The 14,171-nt window shown below is 65.8% G+C and carries 17 protein-coding genes and 1 tRNA gene; 8 read left to right on the top strand and 10 right to left on the bottom strand.

Translation table 11 applies throughout. The features are described 5' to 3' along the window. From B9N75_RS02745 to B9N75_RS02755, 3 genes are all read right to left on the bottom strand, one after another. The gene (locus B9N75_RS02745; RefSeq protein ID WP_157123664.1) at nt 1–423 is read right to left on the bottom strand and encodes a VOC family protein; all 423 of its coding nucleotides are present in this window, start codon (nt 421–423) and stop codon (nt 1–3) included. Next, nucleotides 420–1,415, bottom strand: a complete 996-nt coding sequence (locus tag B9N75_RS02750) for an NADP-dependent oxidoreductase (protein WP_085217417.1) — start codon at nt 1,413–1,415, stop codon at nt 420–422. The genes B9N75_RS02745 and B9N75_RS02750 overlap by 4 nt, the downstream gene beginning before the upstream one ends. 165 nt (nt 1,416–1,580) lie before the next feature. Then, nucleotides 1,581–2,663 carry a DUF2171 domain-containing protein gene (locus B9N75_RS02755; RefSeq protein ID WP_172840788.1) on the bottom strand — a complete coding sequence of 361 codons (1,083 nt, stop codon included), beginning with the start codon at nt 2,661–2,663 and terminating at the stop codon, nt 1,581–1,583. A gap of 228 nt (nt 2,664–2,891) precedes the next feature. On the opposite strand from B9N75_RS02755, the gene B9N75_RS02760 reads away from it, so the two are divergent. The 3 genes from B9N75_RS02760 to B9N75_RS02770 all read left to right on the top strand — a co-directional run bounded on the left by B9N75_RS02760 (nt 2,892) and on the right by B9N75_RS02770 (nt 4,511). After that, nucleotides 2,892–2,967 (top strand) — tRNA-Ala (locus B9N75_RS02760). A 26-nt stretch (nt 2,968–2,993) separates the two neighbouring features. Beyond that, on the top strand, nt 2,994–3,746 hold the full coding sequence (locus B9N75_RS02765) for an NUDIX hydrolase (RefSeq protein ID WP_085217419.1): 753 nt from the start codon (nt 2,994–2,996) through the stop codon (nt 3,744–3,746). Between the two features lie 36 nt (nt 3,747–3,782). After that, nucleotides 3,783–4,511 (top strand): extensin-like domain-containing protein, encoded by a 729-nt coding sequence (locus B9N75_RS02770; protein ID WP_085217420.1) that lies wholly within the window; start codon nt 3,783–3,785, stop codon nt 4,509–4,511. A 370-nt stretch (nt 4,512–4,881) separates the two neighbouring features. Here the strand turns inward: B9N75_RS02770 and B9N75_RS02775 are convergent, their stop codons facing one another. The 3 genes from B9N75_RS02775 to B9N75_RS02785 all read right to left on the bottom strand — a co-directional run bounded on the left by B9N75_RS02775 (nt 4,882) and on the right by B9N75_RS02785 (nt 6,908). Further along, nucleotides 4,882–5,631, bottom strand: a complete 750-nt coding sequence (locus B9N75_RS02775) for an isocitrate lyase/PEP mutase family protein (RefSeq protein WP_085217421.1) — start codon at nt 5,629–5,631, stop codon at nt 4,882–4,884. Nucleotides 5,632–5,730: 99 nt separating this feature from the next. Beyond that, the gene (locus B9N75_RS02780) at nt 5,731–6,009 is read right to left on the bottom strand and encodes an SWIB/MDM2 domain-containing protein (protein ID WP_072047029.1); all 279 of its coding nucleotides are present in this window, start codon (nt 6,007–6,009) and stop codon (nt 5,731–5,733) included. A 77-nt stretch (nt 6,010–6,086) separates the two neighbouring features. Next, a complete protein-coding gene (locus tag B9N75_RS02785) occupies nt 6,087–6,908 on the bottom strand; it encodes an LD-carboxypeptidase (RefSeq protein WP_085217422.1) in 822 nt (273 codons plus the stop codon). Between the two features lie 49 nt (nt 6,909–6,957). On the opposite strand from B9N75_RS02785, the gene B9N75_RS02790 reads away from it, so the two are divergent. The 4 genes from B9N75_RS02790 (at nt 6,958) to B9N75_RS02805 (ending at nt 10,175) form a co-directional block, all read left to right on the top strand. Beyond that, the gene (locus B9N75_RS02790; RefSeq protein ID WP_085217423.1) at nt 6,958–8,358 is read left to right on the top strand and encodes a glutamate ligase domain-containing protein; all 1,401 of its coding nucleotides are present in this window, start codon (nt 6,958–6,960) and stop codon (nt 8,356–8,358) included. Between the two features lie 32 nt (nt 8,359–8,390). Beyond that, complete coding sequence (locus tag B9N75_RS02795) at nt 8,391–8,795, top strand: hypothetical protein (RefSeq protein ID WP_085217424.1); 405 nt, start codon at nt 8,391–8,393, stop codon at nt 8,793–8,795. A gap of 1 nt (nt 8,796) precedes the next feature. Next, the gene (locus B9N75_RS02800; protein ID WP_085217425.1) at nt 8,797–9,255 is read left to right on the top strand and encodes an OsmC family protein; all 459 of its coding nucleotides are present in this window, start codon (nt 8,797–8,799) and stop codon (nt 9,253–9,255) included. A gap of 533 nt (nt 9,256–9,788) precedes the next feature. Beyond that, complete coding sequence (locus B9N75_RS02805; protein ID WP_085217426.1) at nt 9,789–10,175, top strand: cupredoxin domain-containing protein; 387 nt, start codon at nt 9,789–9,791, stop codon at nt 10,173–10,175. A 4-nt stretch (nt 10,176–10,179) separates the two neighbouring features. Here the strand turns inward: B9N75_RS02805 and B9N75_RS02810 are convergent, their stop codons facing one another. The 3 genes from B9N75_RS02810 to B9N75_RS02820 all read right to left on the bottom strand — a co-directional run bounded on the left by B9N75_RS02810 (nt 10,180) and on the right by B9N75_RS02820 (nt 12,156). Further along, entirely contained in the window at nt 10,180–11,259 is a 1,080-nt protein-coding gene (locus tag B9N75_RS02810; RefSeq protein WP_085217427.1) for an alpha/beta fold hydrolase, read from the bottom strand. 32 nt (nt 11,260–11,291) lie between these two features. Continuing rightward, nucleotides 11,292–11,612, bottom strand: coding sequence for a YbaN family protein (locus B9N75_RS02815; protein WP_085217428.1), 321 nt, complete (start codon nt 11,610–11,612; stop codon nt 11,292–11,294). A 76-nt stretch (nt 11,613–11,688) separates the two neighbouring features. After that, on the bottom strand, nt 11,689–12,156 hold the full coding sequence (locus tag B9N75_RS02820; RefSeq protein WP_085217429.1) for a hypothetical protein: 468 nt from the start codon (nt 12,154–12,156) through the stop codon (nt 11,689–11,691). Between the two features lie 348 nt (nt 12,157–12,504). Between B9N75_RS02820 and tcmP the strand changes: the two genes are divergently transcribed. Further along, entirely contained in the window at nt 12,505–13,437 is a 933-nt protein-coding gene (gene tcmP, locus B9N75_RS02825) for a three-Cys-motif partner protein TcmP (RefSeq protein ID WP_085217430.1), read from the top strand. On the opposite strand, the gene B9N75_RS02830 is transcribed toward tcmP, so the two are convergent. Beyond that, nucleotides 13,391–14,167, bottom strand: a complete 777-nt coding sequence (locus B9N75_RS02830; RefSeq protein ID WP_244552405.1) for a DUF5131 family protein — start codon at nt 14,165–14,167, stop codon at nt 13,391–13,393. The two genes, tcmP and B9N75_RS02830, sit on opposite strands and share 47 nt — an antisense overlap. Nucleotides 14,168–14,171: the final 4 nt, after the last annotated feature.

The following is a 14,171-nucleotide window of genomic DNA, read 5'->3' on the forward strand; positions in this document are numbered from 1 at the left end:
TCAATAATTCTCCCACAGGCCCGGCGTCGCCAGTTCGAGCACATGGCCGTCGGGATCCTCGAAATAAAGGCTGCGGCCGCCGCGCGGCCAGTTCATCTCGCCGCGGATCGGCACGCCGGCATCGGTGAGCCGGGCGTGCCAGGCATCGTAGCTTTCCGCCGCGATCGCGAACGCCATGTGGAGCGGGCCGCTGCCGTCGTGGCCGGGGACGATACCGTTCGGCCCCGGCATGTTGTCGCGCGAGGCGCCGCGCAGGAAGACGAGCAGCACGCCCTGCCGCCCGGCGTCGAACGCCGTCAGCCGTTCGGTCTCCAGCATCGGCGCCAGCCCCAGCACATCGCGGAAGAACGCTACCGACCGCGCCATGTCGTCGACATAGAGCGCGGTTTCGAGCAGTCCGTCGATGCGCGGGGCCGCGCTCAAAGCTTCACCAGCATCTTGCCCGTATTGCCGCCGCGGAAGAGATCGAGGAATGCGTCGGGCGTCGCCTCCAGCCCGTCGCGCACCGTCTCGCGGCTCTTCACCGCGCCGCTCGCGATCCAGCCGCCCATTTCCTGATGAAAGGCAGGAAAGTCGCGGATGAAATCGGTGTAGATGAAGCCCTTCACTGCGATCCGGGCGGAGATGATGCGCATGATGTAGCGAAAGCTCTGCGGCTCGGCGGCATTATAGGCGTCGATCATGCCGCAGATCGCGAAGCGGGCATTCTGCCGCGCGGCGGCGAAGGCGGCATCGAGATGCTCGCCGCCGACATTGTCGAAATAGACGTCAATCCCGTCGGGCGCGGCCTGCGCCAGTCCTTTGACTATCGATCCCGCCTTGTAATCGACTACCTGGTCCGCGCCCAGCGACCGGACGAATTCGCATTTGTCGGCGCCGCCCGCCGATCCGATCACCGTCATGCCCTTGGCCTTGGCGATCTGGACGACCGCCGACCCGACCGCGCCCGCCGCGGCGGAGACGAACACCACGTCTCCCGCCTTCGCCTCGGCCACACGAAGCAATCCGAAATAGGCGGTGCCGCCGGTGAGGCCGAGATTGCCGAGCCATTGCTCGTCGCCCACGCCGATCGCGGGGAGCTTGTTGAACGCCGCCGCCGGCGCCGCCGCGCCCTCGCGCCAGCCGAGCATGTGGAAGACCGTATCGCCATCCTTGAAATCAGGCGAGCGCGATTCGACGACCTTGCCGACCGCCCCGCCCTCGAGCGGCGCGCCGACCTGGAAGGGCGGCACGTAGCTCTTCACGTCGTTCATCCGCCCGCGCATGTAAGGATCGACCGACAGCCACTTGTTCTCGACCCGCACCCAGCCGTCCTGCAGATCGTCGAGCGGCAGATCCTTCAGCTCGAAATTGTCGGACGTCGGCATGCCCTGCGGGCGGGATTTCAGATGCCAGGCGCGGGTGGTTGCGGTCATCGAGGGGCTCCTTTCGCTTTGCTCCGGTTTCGCGGCAAAGCAGCGCAGAGTCAAAGATCCGTGGCATTACGCAACGCAACCTCGCCAACGAAAAGGGCCCGGCACGACGGCCGGGCCCAGTCGGTACGGGCGCGCCGTCAGGGCGCGCCCGATGTATCGGCGTTCTCAGTACGTGCCCGAGAAGCTGCGATTGAGGATACCGGGGCCGCCGCGACCCTGATCCTCGCGTTCGAAGAGCGCGCGATTGCGGTCTTCGTCGCGCCAGGCGGTCTTGGCTTCCTCGGCGGTCTTGCTGACCGTCACCTTGTCGTCGACGCTCTCGATCCAGCTGCACGGGATCGAATGGTGGCGGCCGCCGGCGTCCTGATCGTTCTTGGTCAGGATGATGCGGTCGCCGCGCACCTTGTCGACGGTGCCGACATGCTGGCCGTCGGAGCCGATGACCTCCATATGCTCGTTCACCTTGCCGAGCTGGTCGCGCTGGCCCTGCCGGCGCGTGCGCCACGTGCCGAATTCCTGCTCGAACTTCGACTGATGCTCGCGGCGATAGTCGTCATAGTCGCGGTCGAGCTCTTCGATGCGGCTCTTGCGCCATGCGCTATAGTGCGGATCGTGCTGCGAGCCCGAACGGCCCGACGACCGCTCATAGCCCTCATAATCCTCGCTGTAGGTAGGGTATCCGCGATAGCTCGACCCGCCGACCGGCGCGGATTGCGGGTGCGCGGCATGGGTGCCGGTCGATCCGGCATCAATGCGGTCGAAACGGCGTCCATCTTCATATCCGCTGCTGGCGAAGCCGCCGGCTCCGGTGCTATAGCCGCGGTTGTTGCCGCCCCAGGTATCACCGCCACCGCCGATCGAGCCGTAGCCGCCGGGTGCATCGCGCTCGCTGGCGAAGCGATCGTCGTCGCTCCAGCCGCGCTGGTTGCCGAAGCCGCCGGTGTCGTAATTGCCGCGATAGCCGTAGTCGGCCGACGCATATCCGCGGGGTCCGTAATTGCCGTAATTGTTGTCGCGGCGGCCAGCATAGCCCTGCTCGCGCTCCCAACGACGCTCGTCGATCTCGCGGCGGCGCTGCGCATCGTCGTCACCGAACCACGATTTGATCTCGTCGCCCGCGCGGTCGAAGAAGCCGCGATCGTCGTCGCGGCCGTAACCGCGATAATGCTCGCTCCGCTGGTGGCCGCGGTCCGCATGGTCGCGCCATCGATGATCGCCGCCGCGGTTGGGGTCGCCACGATATGCCATATGAGATCTCCTTCGCATCTGGGCGCGCGCCAAGGGGGAAGCGCGCGTCGGAATCGAAACGATGGATGAGAGCTCGCGTTCCACCGTGCGCGCCGGATCGTTGGGGTACGGAGCCGAAACGAAAGCGTGTGATTTCAAGGCTCTGCAAGGCGCGCGGCGCGGCCGGAAACAGGCCGTTGCATCGCGGCATTCGCGCCGCTATTGGGAGCGCCTGTCGCCCTTGGGCGCGGGGCCGTAGCTCAGATGGGAGAGCGCTGCAATCGCACTGCAGAGGTCAGGGGTTCGATTCCCCTCGGCTCCACCAGACCTCGCGATCGTTAAGAGCAGACGATGAGCGAGCTTCCCGATCCCATACCTGCCGCCACGCTGGTGGTTATGCGTCCCGCTGCGGCCGCTCCCGAGCTGTTGATGGTCGAGCGCGCAGGCACGATGGCCTTTGCCGCGGGTGCTTTGGTGTTTCCCGGCGGGCGGATCGACCCGGGCGACCATGATGCTGCCGCCGCGCTGCTCCCCAGCGTCCCAGACGGGGCGGCGCGCATCGCCGCGATCCGCGAGACGATTGAGGAGGCGGGGATTGCCGTCGGCCTCACCCCCCAGCCCGATGAAGCGACCAGCGCACGATTGCGCGACCAGCTTGACGACGGCGTTCCGTTCCTGGCGCTGCTTCGCGATGCCGGGCTGGACGTCGATGCCGCCGCGCTCACCCCCTTCGCGCGCTGGTGCCCCAATTTCCGCGAGACGCGGCGGTTCGATGCACTTTTCTTTCTCGCCGAAGCCCCGGTCGGCGCCGTCGCCACCGCCGATGAGGGCGAATCCGTGCGCCTGTTCTGGGCCAGCGCGGAGGCGATATTGGCGGACGTGGACGCCGGCCGCGCGCACGTCATCTTCCCCACCCGCCGCAACCTCGAGCGGCTCGCGCTCTTCGCCTCGATCGATGCGGCGCGCGCCGACGCCGCCCGCCATCCCGTCCAGCAAATCACCCCCTGGGTCGAGGAGCGCGAGGGCGAGCCGCACGTCTGCATTCCCAAAGGCATCGGCTATCCCGTGACGAGTGAGCCGCTGACCACCGCGCGCCGCCGCTGAAGGAGCCGAACGCGCGTCTCGCGCGTCTCTCCCGCCATGCGCCCGCTCCGCTGGATCAAGACCGCCATCCTCTTCGCCCTGTTCGGTTTCGGCGCGCTGCTGCTCTACGGCTATGCGCGCAACCATCCCGAAGACCTGCCGTGGACCGCGCTCGACCTCACCCAGCCGGTCGGCATGTTCACCGGCCGCAAGCTCGTCGCGCTCGGCGATGATCCCGCCCAATGCCGCGCCTTGCTCGGTCAGGCGGGCGTGCGCTTCACCGCCCTCCCCGCGCGCACCGACGGCCCGCAATGCGGCTATGCCGATGCGGTGCGCCTGCGCGACGGTGGCTCGCTCACCATCGGCTATGCGCCCGCCGATCTCGGCACGCGTTGCGCCGTGAGCGCTGCGCTCGCGCTGTGGGAATGGCACGTCGTCCAGCCCGCCGCGCAGAAGCATTTCGGGCGCAGCGTCGAGCGGATCGAGCATTTCGGCAGCTATTCGTGCCGCCGCCTTTACGGCCGCTCGGAGGGCGGGTGGAGCGAACATGCCTCGGCCAATGCGGTGGACATCGCGGCCTTCCGCCTCACCGGCGGGCGCCGGGTGAGCGTCGTCAACGACTGGACCGGCGATGCCGACGAAGCCGCCTTCCTCCGCGAAGTCCGCGACGGCGCGTGCAAGCTGTTCGCGACGGTGCTCTCCCCCGATTACAATGCCGCACACCGCGACCATTTCCACTTCGACCAGGCGGCAAGAGGCGCGACCGGATGGCGGGGGTGCCGTTAAAAACGCTACCCAACCTTAGCCCCTCCCCTCGATGGGGAGGGGTTGGGGTGGGGTGGCGTCTCCGAAAAAGTGCCTTCATCTCCACCGCCACCGCCACCCATGATCAGGTCGCCATGTCCCCCGGACATGGCTTTGGATTGCGGGGCAATCCAAGCCTGATCATCTCCCCCATCAAGGGGGAGGGCTTTGAGGGCGCGTCGAGCCATGTCCTACATCCCGGTATTCTGCGATGATCAGCGCGTTCGGCTCTTTCCTATCGTCCGCTCCCCCATGCCCGCCGTTCCGCGCGCAAAGTCCGGGTGCTCAGTACCCCATGGTCAGTGCGAACATTGGGAACATTCGCGCGCTGCGCCTCATAGTCTCCGGGCGCTCACCCCATCGCCGCGCGTGCCGCATGCTCCACCGCGTCCATCGCCATCCGCCAGGGCCCGGGTCCATGGCTCACCCGCGCGACGCCGAGTTCGGCCAGGCGCGCGAGGGCCGGCGTGGACGGCATCGCCATGATGTTGAGCGGCAGCGCGATCGCCTTTGCCGCCCGCGCGATCAGCGCCTCGTCGGCCAGGCCCGGCAGGAAGATGCCGTCCACCCCGGCATCGGCGTAGGCCGCAGCGCGGGCGAGCGCCCCCTCCATCAGCCCCGCATGGCTCGCCGGATCGGCGCGTAGAAAGATGTCGATGCGCGCGTTGAGGAACATCAGCGGATCGGCATCGCGCGCCACGGCGAGCCGCTCAGCCTGCTTCGGCGTTTCGTAGAAGCCACCGGCGGGGATGCCGTCTTCCAGATTGCAGCCGATCGCGCCGGCGGCCGCCGCGGCGGCGACGCTGCGCGCGACATCCTCGGGCGCATCGCCATAGCCCGCTTCCAGATCGACGCTGACCGGCAGATCGACCGAGTCGACAATGCGCTTGAGGTTCGCGATCGCCAGATCGAACGGCATCGCCTCACCATCCGCAAAGCCATGCGCCCCGGCCACCGACCAGCTTCCGGTAGCGATCGCCTTGGCGCCCGCGCGCGCGATCGCCGCCGCGCTGCCCGCATCCCAGGCGTTGAACAGCAGGAGCGGATCGCCCCGGACATGGAGCGCGCGGAACGCGTCGGCGCGGGGCTTGCGGTCGGTCATAGAAAACTCCCTCGAATCACACACCGCATGTAGCGGCGCGCGACCGAGGGAGCATTCCGCTTGTTGCGGTCAAAAGGCGGCGCGCGGGCCGCCCGGCAATCAGCTGAGGTGCTTGGAGAGGTGCTTGTTCATCTCGAACATCGTCACCTTCTTGGCGCCGAAGATCTTCTCGAGCTTGTCGTCCGCCAGAATTTCGCGCTTGTTCTGCGGATTCTGGAGGTTGTTCTTGCGGATGTAATCCCAGACCTTACTGACGACCTGGCTGCGCGGCAGCGGATCGGCACCCGTGATCGGCGCGAGATCCGCCGAGGGCTTCACCGGCCGCTGCAGGCCATTCTGCTTGCCCGAACCAGACTTCGTCTCAGTACCCTTGGCCATTGAGCCCTCCTATGTTTTCGCCGACTCGTAGAGCGCAAACGCGAATGCAATGCAACGGCCTGTCACGCGTTTTCGCTCTATTGGCCGCGCGCGCCGAACGGAACGACCAAGTTGCCGGCGTCATGGCCGATGTCGGCAGGCCCGAGATAGGCGATTCCAGAACGCTCGCACCAGTAACGAACCACCTCTTCCGGCGTGCGGCCGAAATCGGGGTCGTTATCCGGCACCAGGCTGAACCGGCCCATACGGATCCCCGCGACGCGGCGGATCGAGGGATTCTCGGTTAGGTGGAAGAGAGCGCGATCGGTGCGATAGGCATGTTCGGAAACCTCCTCCAGCATCAGCACATGGCCGGCGAGATTGGGTTCTAGCGGCGTGCCGAGAAGTTGGCTGAGCACCGTGATGTTGAACGCCGCCGCGGGCCGCGTGTCGAGCGAAGGCTCCAGCACGCCGGGATCGCTGGTCAGCAGCCAGCCCAGTGCGCGCTCCACTGCCGCTGCGCCGCCCTCGCGCCGTGCGTCCTGCGGCATCGGCCCATGCGCCACTTCGCGAAAGCCCATGCTGTAGAGACCCGCCAGCAGGAAACCGGCGTCGCTATAGCCCAGCCAGCGCTTGCGCCGCGCCGCGGGCGTCATCGAGGCCAGCGCGTCGGCGGCGATGCGGCACGATCCATAACCGCCGCGCGCGAACCAGATGGCGTCGATGCCGGGATCGTTGGCGACCTCCACCAGCGCCGCCTGCCGCGTCGCGTCGTCCCCGGCGAAATGATCGTGGCGGAGGAAGCATTGCGGGTGGAACAGCAGCTCGGCATCGGGATGCGATGCGGCGGCGATCTTGGTCACCGTCTCGGCCAGCGCCGGCTCGATCGGCGTGCTCGGCGCCACGATCGCGATCCGCATCCTCATTCCCTCGTTTGAAAAGCCCGCGGCTTGCGCATAGGGCGGCGGGATGACGGACGCCAAATCCTATTTCTTTTGCGGGATCGGCGGCAGCGGCATGCTCCCGCTCGCCACCATCGTCCGCGCCCAGGGCCATGAAGTCGCCGGTTCCGACCGATCGCTCGATCAGGGGCGGCTCGGCGGCAAGTTCGCGTTTCTCGAAGCGCAGGGCATCGCGCTCTTCCCGCAGGACGGCAGCGGCGTCACCAGCGCAGACCAGATCGTCGTCGCCTCCGCCGCGGTCGAGGAAACGGTGCCCGACATCGTCGCGGCGAACCGGGTGGGCGCCGAGCGGCTGAGCCGTCCCGAGATGCTCGCCCGATTGTTCAATGCGGCCGGCGCGGGCATCGCGGTCGGCGGGACGAGCGGCAAATCGACGACCACCGGCATGATCGGCTGGATCCTCCACGCGCTCGGCCGCGATCCGACGGTGATGAACGGCGCGGTGATGAAGAATTTCGCGAGCGCGGACCGCCCGTTCGCCAGCGCGCTGGTCGGCAAGGGCGACGTCTTCGTCAGCGAAGTCGACGAGAGCGACGGATCGATCGCGCTCTACCGCCCCGATGTCGCCGTGCTCGGCAACATCACGCTCGATCACAAGTCGCTCGACGAGCTGCGCATGCTCTTCCGCGATTTCGTCGGCCGCGCGCGGATCGCCGCGCTCAACCTCGACGACGACGAGACCCGCCGCCTCGCCGCGACGCTGCCGCGCGGACGGATGATCAGCTTCGGCTTCGACGATCCCGCTGCCGATCTTCACGGCGGTGATGTGGTCGAGGCGCCGCTGGCGATCACCTTCTTGGTCCGCGAGGGCGATCGGACGGTGCCGGTGCAGCTGCAGGTGCCGGGCCGCCACAATGCCGCCAACGCGCTCGCCGCGCTGGCTGCGGTCCGCGCGATCGGCGTCGATCTGGCGGAGGCGGCGGAGGCGATCGCTGGCTTCACCGGGCTGCGCCGCCGCTTCGACGTGGTCGGCACCGCGGGCGGGGTCAGCGTCATCGACGACTTCGGGCACAATCCCGACAAGATCGCCGCGACACTGAAGACGCTCCACGCCTTCCCCGGCCGCCTGCTTCTGATGTTCCAGCCGCACGGCTACGGGCCGCTGAAGGTGATGAAGGACGAACTGATCGCCTGCTTCGTCGAGAACATGTCCGAAGAAGACGTGCTGCTGATGCCAGACCCGGTCTATTTCGGCGGCACCGTCGAGCGCACAGTCGGAACCGCCGACATCATCGCGGGCGTCCGCGACGCAGGGCGGCAAGCGGAGCATATTGAAACCCGCGACGGCTGCGGCGACCGATTGATCGCGCTCTCCCAGCCCGGCGACCGCATCGTCGTGATGGGCGCCCGTGACGACACATTATCCGAATTTGCCGCAGGCCTACTCGCGCGGCTCGAGAATAGGTGATATAGCGCGCTAACACAGCAGAGGGACCGGACATGGCCAAGACCAAGATTCCCAAGCAGGTAGCGGGCGTGAAGGTGCCCAAGAAGATCCGCAAGAAGGGCGACAAGCTGATCGCCGCGGCCGAGCAGCATCCGATCCTCGCCGAACTCGCCGCCTCGGCATTGCTCGCCGCCGCCGCGGCGCTCCGCGACGGCGGCAAGCGCCGCGTGATCAAGGACGAGGCGGAGGCCTTCGCGACCAAGGTCAAATCGGACGGCGCCGAGCTGAAGGCCGCGATCAAGGCCGCGACCAGTGACGCGCTCCGCCAGCTCAGCGAGACGCTGGCCGGTTCCGCCGAGGCGATCCGCAGCGAGCCCGCCCACGCTGTCAAACCGCCCAAGCCTCCAAAGCCACCGAAGCCGCCCAAGCCCCCGAAGCCCGCCAAGAAGACGAAATAATATGGCGGGTCACGAAGCGACGGTGGAATGGCAGCTCGACGACGGCGATTTCGCCAAGGGTCGCTATTCGCGCGCGCACACCTTGTCGTTCGACGGCGGCGCGACGGTATTGGGTTCGTCGTCGCCCGCCGTCGTCCCCCTGCCATTCTCCGACGCCGCGGGGGTCGATCCCGAAGAGGCGCTGATCGCCTCCGCTTCGGCGTGCCACATGCTCTGGTTCCTCGATCACGCCCGCCGTGCCGGGCTGATCGTCGAGCGCTATCGCGATCATGCGGTGGGCAAGATGGGCAAAGGTGCTGACGGCCGCATCGCGATCACCCGCATCACCCTCTCGCCTGAGATCGCCTTCGGCGGCGACGCGCCCGACGCCGCGACGGTGGAGGCGCTGCATCACAAGGCGCACGATGATTGCTTCATCGCCAATTCGCTGAAGACCGAGATCGTCGTGGAAACGCGCTGAGACGGGCCGACGATTCCATCCCCGATATCCACATTATCCACAGGTGGATTCGGCTTTGCGCGACTCGCAAGTCGTGACAGCTTCGGGGCGTGGAAGAGGCCCGAAGGCCCCGTAAAACGGACCGGAAAGCCGCTTCCACAAGCCCAGGATCGAGGCCGAAATCCGCAAGGATGGACACCGGAATCGGACGGCAGGGATGGCGGCCAGCGACGCCTCGGCCCTTCGCGAGAAGGACCGGACGAACCGCCCCATCGTCCCGGCGATGCCGAACTCTTCGGACGCAGGCATCGCAAAAACGGAGGCATGACGTAGCGACTGCGGCATGACTTCGGGCCCCGGCCAGACGCGTATCGCTTCGGCGGCGCGCGAAAATCCGGGACAGTGGGGGCTGGTGGCGACACCAGCCCCCATTATCTTTTTGGGGCAGGCTCCGACGCCGGCAAGCGCGCCGCTCCACCCGTCTAATATACGAGCAGCCGCTGCGCGCTTCGTGATAGAAGCGTGCAGCGGGGCAGTCCGGCAGGAGAGCCGCCATGCGTCGTTCGCCGATCTTGCTTCTCGTCCTTCTCGCCGCGCCGGCCCTGGCGCAGCCCGATTGGCGCAGCGCGCCGGAAGTGCCAGTGGCGCTCGAGAATTACGACTTCGCGCCGCGCGAAATCCATCTGAAGGCCGGGCAGCCGGTGCGGCTCCATCTCGTCAACCGCGCGCGCGGCGGGCATGATTTCACCGCGCGCGATTTCTTCGCCGCCGCCACCGTCCGTGATGCCGACCGCGGCAAAATCGCCGACGGCACGGTGGACCTTGCGGGCGGCGCAACGCAGGACATCGCGCTCATTCCCAAGGCGGGCCGCTACAAGTTCCACTGCGGCCACACGATGCACGCGCTGTTCGGGATGAAGGGCGCGATCGTCGTCGACTAGGCGGTCAGCGGGCTTCCGTGCGCTTCAACAGGTCGACCAGCTCGTCCGTCCAGAAGCGCGCCCAGGTGTGGGTGGAGTGGCCGCGGGTCTCGTCGCTGGCGGGGATCAGCACATATTTGACCGTCGGCATCCGCTTCAGCGCGGCTTCCTGAATGCCATATTCGGGCGGGTTAATATAATCGTCGGCCGAATTGACCCAGGTCATCGGCACGCGGATCTTCTCCAGATCGGGCAGCGGATTGTAGGTGCGCGAGGATTCGACCTGGTAAACGAGGTCGTTGGCGTCGCGCGACGCGATATCGTCGGCGATCCGCTTGACGACATAGGCCTCCGCGGCGTCGCGTGTGGGATATTGCTTCTGGAGGTGGAGCGGCGCGAAGCCCGCGACCTGCATCACGCTGGCCGCGGTGCGCAGGCCGAGCTTGGGCTGTTCCTTATAGTCCCCCTCCGCCCAGGCGGGATCGGCCTTGATGCCGTCCACCACGGCCTTGCGCCACATCCGGTTGTGGCCCGCGATCTCGGTCGGCAGGCACGCCATCGGCATCATCGCCGCGGCGAAATCGGGATGCGTTTCGGCCCATTGGAAGCCGTGCATGCAGCCCATCGAGGTGCCCATCAGCAGCCGCAGCCGATCCACCTTCAGCCCCTCGGCCAGCATCCGCCGCTGCGCCTCGATCATGTCGGCATAATCGTAATTGGGAAAGCGCATCCGGAGCCCGTCGCTCGGCTTGGAGGATTTGCCGTGGCCAATATTGTCGGGGAGGATGATGTAATAGCGGGTGATGTCGAGCGGCTGACCGGGCCCGTAGAGCGCGTCGGCGAAGTGCGGCTGGAGGAACTGCCGCCCGGACCCGCCGGTGCCGTGGAGTACCATCACCGCATTGGTGACGCGCCCCGCCTTGTCGCGCTTGGGCGAGCCGAGCGTGGCGTAATGGATGCGCAGTTCCGGCAGCGTCTGACCGCTGGCGAAGCGGAAATCGCGGAAGGTGACGTCGCCTTCCTTGAGCTGCGCGGCCCAATCGGTCTGGGCAGCCGCGGGCGCCAGCGGCAGCAGCATGAGCGCGAGCAGCGCGATCCAACGCATCGATCCATACCCTTTTCTGGCTGAACCGCCATTCAAGGGACTGCGGTCCGCCGGGTCAACACCCAGGCGCCGCCGAGGATCGGTGCGATCAGCGCAACCCAGTGCCACGGCGCCTCGATCAGCCAGAGGCCGAGCGCGGCGCTGGCGGCGAAGGCGATGGCGGCGGCGATCTTGCCGCGCACCGAGATCGCGCGATGCTCCCGCCAGGCGCGGATGTGCGGGCCGAGCGTGGGATCGGCCAGCAATCTTGCTTCCCACGCCGGGCTGCCGCGCGCGAAGCAGAAGGCGGCGAGGATCATGAACGGCACCGTCGGCAGCAGCGGCAGGAAGGCGCCGACGATGCCGAGCCCCATCGCCGCGAAGCCGGCGGCGCGCCAGCCGAGCGCGCGGGCCGAGGCGCGGGGTGGCACCGGCGCCGCGCCTGCCGCCTCAGCCGGCCGTCAGGCGGACCGAGGCGCTGGCGACCCAGCCGGCGCGGCACGGCCCGTCATAGGCGCGGCGATCGGCGACGGGGCGCGAGACGCCGCAGGCGGGCGACGCCGCCCCGGCATCGTCGAACACCACGCCCAGCCAGCGCTGATCGATCGAGCGGGTGCAGACGAAGAAGCTCGCCCCCGCGGGCAGCTCCGCCACCTGGCCCGCGCCTTCGAACGGCGCAGCGCGGACGGCGAGCCCCTGCCCCTCGGCCAGCCGCCGCGTGGTGCCGCGCGCGGTGCAGGCCGGGAAGCTCGGCCCGGATTCGCCGACGCGCACCGGCGTTTCCAGCCCGCCCTCGTCGATCGCGGCATTCTCGACCCGCTCATACGCCGGCGTCGTCGACCCGCGCGACGTATCGATATCGCTCCGCTCCTGACACCCGGCGGCGAGAAGCGGAAGAAGAAGCAAAAGACCACGCATCCCCCCACCATATGGCCATGCGGGGGGAGCGCAAGGCGAAGGCGGGTGTGGGAGGGCGCGGCGGCGGGGCAAAGCCGCGAATGTTCCCAATGTTCGCACTAGCCAGGGGGGTGGTGACCTACTCCTGTTGGATGAGATGTGGGCCTGCCCCTTCCCTAGTATTTGGACATCCGTAACGACCAACCACGACCCGCTGAGACTGGCCGACCATACACTAGCTCAGTGGTGTAGGAAATAGCTTCAAGTCCCCAAGTGAACTGATTCAGACTGCATACTTGTTTAATCCAAAGTGCGACTTGACGTTCGTTAGGTGTTCCTTACGCTGTACGGCATAAGAGGAGAGCCGCTATGGCTGTTGCTGCAGAACAGGGTCATCGCTTTGGCGGGGCGTGGACCGAGGTTAAACTCGACGCCGTAAGCTACTATTGTCAGTTTTTTAATAAGGTGTTGGTGGGTAAGCCGACGCCTAGTCGACCCTTTGAGCGCTGGTATTTTGACGCTTTTGCCGGAAGTGGCACTCGCCAAGTTGATCGAGAGTCTGGCGGTTTGTTGGAAGGGCGACCGATAGAGATCGCAACGCAGGACATGGCAGGGTCAGTCTTGAACGCTCTCAACGTCGAACCACCCTTTCACAAATTGGCATTCATTGAAGGACACCGCGGACGGTTCAAGTCACTCGAAAAGATAAGAGCCGCGCACCCGGAAAGGGGTATTGTCTGTCTGAATGGCGATGCCAATAAAAAATTAGTGGAGATATTCAGTGCGCCGCCGTGGAGTGATCAGCGGGAAGGGAGAGGATCGTGTCGCGGGCTATGCTTCCTCGATCCGTATGGAATGAATGTGAATTGGGCGACTTTGAAGCTTCTTGCACAGACGCGCGCCATTGACGTTTGGTATCTGTTCCCGCTCGACGCCGTGTCACGACAGCTTGCCGCACGGCTGGATCGCGTGGACACACACAAACAGCGGCGTCTCGACGAGATATTCGGCACACCCACTTGGCGCGAAGATATCTATAAAGTTGAAACAACTAACGATCTATTCGCAGAGCGAATTACAACCGCCACACGGCAATTCGATCGTGGCCAGATCGAGCGTTACGCACAAGAGAGATTACAAACTATTTTTTCTGCGTATGTATCTAATCCGTTACCGCTTTTGAACGATTCCGGCCGCCAGCTTTTCTCGCTTTTCTGCCTCTCAAACAGCGTTTCCGAAGCGGCTATCGCACTCATCAAGCGGGGAGTTGCCGGAGTGCTGAAGAAATATGGCGGGCAGTAGGCATCTCGTCGTAAGTTCGGTCTTTATATGTTCGACCCGTAGACTTCTTATTCTTACCGCCCCACTGCTTGAAGAAAAAGGCTGTTCCTTCTGCCCTACAAAGAACTTCGATCTCTTCGACCCACTTCTGAGGCATCGGTCGAGCGCGTGGACCGCTTTCACCACCAACGATCGCCCAATCAATGTCCTCGAGATTTGCGCCCGATACACTGCCGATGAGAGGCTCAAACGAAATGAATCGGACGGCGGCCCGAGTTGCTCGCAGATCTTCGATCCGATGCAGCACCGTTGCGTCTTCCACACTCGTCCCAACCCACACATTTGGTAGGACGACAAACTCTGGACGCGACAAAACTTCGCGCATCCGATCAGGCCGCTTAGTCAAAATTTGGTATGTGTGACGAGGTGTCGCCGCCATCACAGACCATACCTTCTCGATAAATTCGGTCGGGACGGCGATGTGGAACAGATCGGACATGCTATTAACAAAGACGGTACGCGGGCTGCGCCACCGCAGGGGAGCAGCCAAAGCCTTCTCGTCAGTGACAACTTTGCCTGTCCAAACGTAGCGGTCACCGCTTTTCCTTGTTAGGCCCTCGTACTTCTTGTTGCCCATCGCCTCCAGTCGAGCAGCCATTCGCATCGCATAACAGTTTGTGCAGCCAGCCGTGGCTATCGTGCAGCCGGCCACAGGATTCCATGTGACTTCTGTCCATTCGATTTTTGACATCTGG

Origin of the sequence: Allosphingosinicella indica, assembly GCF_900177405.1 — a bacterium.
Taxonomy (GTDB): Bacteria; Pseudomonadota; Alphaproteobacteria; order Sphingomonadales; family Sphingomonadaceae; genus Allosphingosinicella; species Allosphingosinicella indica.

Excerpts from the sequence above, each read along its gene's own strand:
- B9N75_RS02765 (WP_085217419.1), top strand. The coding sequence starts at position 2,994 with ATGAGCGAGCTTCCCGATCCCATACCTGCCGCCACGCTGGTGGTTATG.
- B9N75_RS02750 (WP_085217417.1), bottom strand. The coding sequence starts at position 1,415 with ATGACCGCAACCACCCGCGCCTGGCATCTGAAATCCCGCCCGCAGGGC.
- tcmP (WP_085217430.1), top strand. The coding sequence starts at position 12,505 with ATGGCTGTTGCTGCAGAACAGGGTCATCGCTTTGGCGGGGCGTGGACC.
- B9N75_RS02820 (WP_085217429.1), bottom strand. The coding sequence starts at position 12,156 with ATGCGTGGTCTTTTGCTTCTTCTTCCGCTTCTCGCCGCCGGGTGTCAG.
- B9N75_RS02795 (WP_085217424.1), top strand. The coding sequence starts at position 8,391 with ATGGCCAAGACCAAGATTCCCAAGCAGGTAGCGGGCGTGAAGGTGCCC.
- B9N75_RS02775 (WP_085217421.1), bottom strand. The coding sequence starts at position 5,631 with ATGACCGACCGCAAGCCCCGCGCCGACGCGTTCCGCGCGCTCCATGTC.
- B9N75_RS02755 (WP_172840788.1), bottom strand. The coding sequence starts at position 2,663 with ATGGCATATCGTGGCGACCCCAACCGCGGCGGCGATCATCGATGGCGC.
- B9N75_RS02830 (WP_244552405.1), bottom strand. The coding sequence starts at position 14,167 with ATGTCAAAAATCGAATGGACAGAAGTCACATGGAATCCTGTGGCCGGC.
- B9N75_RS02815 (WP_085217428.1), bottom strand. The coding sequence starts at position 11,612 with ATGGGGCTCGGCATCGTCGGCGCCTTCCTGCCGCTGCTGCCGACGGTG.
- B9N75_RS02805 (WP_085217426.1), top strand. The coding sequence starts at position 9,789 with ATGCGTCGTTCGCCGATCTTGCTTCTCGTCCTTCTCGCCGCGCCGGCC.
- B9N75_RS02790 (WP_085217423.1), top strand. The coding sequence starts at position 6,958 with ATGACGGACGCCAAATCCTATTTCTTTTGCGGGATCGGCGGCAGCGGC.
- B9N75_RS02800 (WP_085217425.1), top strand. The coding sequence starts at position 8,797 with ATGGCGGGTCACGAAGCGACGGTGGAATGGCAGCTCGACGACGGCGAT.
- B9N75_RS02810 (WP_085217427.1), bottom strand. The coding sequence starts at position 11,259 with ATGCGTTGGATCGCGCTGCTCGCGCTCATGCTGCTGCCGCTGGCGCCC.
- B9N75_RS02780 (WP_072047029.1), bottom strand. The coding sequence starts at position 6,009 with ATGGCCAAGGGTACTGAGACGAAGTCTGGTTCGGGCAAGCAGAATGGC.
- B9N75_RS02770 (WP_085217420.1), top strand. The coding sequence starts at position 3,783 with ATGCGCCCGCTCCGCTGGATCAAGACCGCCATCCTCTTCGCCCTGTTC.
- B9N75_RS02785 (WP_085217422.1), bottom strand. The coding sequence starts at position 6,908 with ATGCGGATCGCGATCGTGGCGCCGAGCACGCCGATCGAGCCGGCGCTG.